Below are 956 nucleotides of genomic sequence, written 5' to 3'. Positions count from 1 at the left end.
CAACATGGACGATCCCAAGGGCGACAGCATCGTGCGCGCCCTGGCTGGCACTGGCGTCGACCTGTGGACCGTTTCCATTCGGGGTCCCGCCCGCCTGCAGGCCAGCGATGTGGGCTACGACGCGCAGGGTTTGAGTTTCACCGTCGTCGAGGGCCACGCGACGCACCGGCTGCAGACCGGTCTTGTCGGCCAGTACAACGTGTCCAACCTCTTGGGCGTTCTGGGTGCCATGCGCGCGGTGGGGGTGCCGTTGGGCGCAGCGGTTCGGGCCTGCAGCGCGCTGCCGCCCGTGCCGGGGCGCATGGATTGCCTTTCGCTGCCGGGGAGACCGCTGGTCGCCGTGGACTACGCCCATACGCCGGATGCGCTTGAAAAGGCCCTTGAAGCGCTACGACCGTTGGCGATGCAACGAAAGGGTCGTCTCTGGGTGGTGTTCGGTTGCGGCGGCGATCGTGACGCCGCCAAGCGGCCGCTGATGGGTGCCGTGGCGCAGCAGGGCGCGGACCGGATCGTCATCACCAGCGACAACCCGCGCTCCGAAGCGCCGATGGCCATTATTGGCGACATCCGGCGGGGCGTGCCGGACGGACGAGCTGTCGAGGTGGAAGCGGATCGGGCCCGAGCGATTGCGCTGGCGTTGGAGCAGGCAGAAGACCATGATGTCGTGCTGATCGCGGGCAAGGGGCATGAAGATTACCAGGAGACGGCGGGCGTTCGTCGCCCGTTTTCCGACAAGGCCCTCGCGCTCGGCGTGCTGCAGGCCCTTGCGGCGAAGCAAGACCGTGGCGAAAGGGCGTCGACATGAACGCCATGGCCATGATGACCCTGCAGCAGGCACAGCACTGGATTCCTTCCGGACGCCTCGTCGGAGACGCGACGGTTGCCATATCACGTGTCCATACCGATACCCGCACGCTGGAGCCGGGTGACCTCTTTGTCGCGCTGCGCGGTGAACG

At 67.1% G+C, this 956-nt stretch carries 1 protein-coding gene and 1 pseudogene; both read left to right on the top strand.

The genetic code is table 11. From position 1 onward, the window contains the following. Nucleotides 1-805 (top strand): Mur ligase family protein (locus ACMUOY_RS20195; RefSeq protein ID WP_413894523.1); only part of this gene is annotated, 805 nt, incomplete at its 5' end. Beyond that, a pseudogene (locus ACMUOY_RS20190) lies at nucleotides 802-956 on the top strand (UDP-N-acetylmuramoyl-tripeptide--D-alanyl-D-alanine ligase); the annotation flags it as partial. The gene ACMUOY_RS20195 and the pseudogene ACMUOY_RS20190, both read left to right, overlap by 4 nt.

Source organism: Candidatus Skiveiella danica (assembly GCF_022705245.1).
GTDB lineage: Bacteria > Pseudomonadota > Gammaproteobacteria > Burkholderiales > Burkholderiaceae_C > Skiveiella > Skiveiella danica.
Note: the sequence above shows the minus strand (reverse complement) of the source record. Positions and strands in the feature narration are given on the sequence as shown.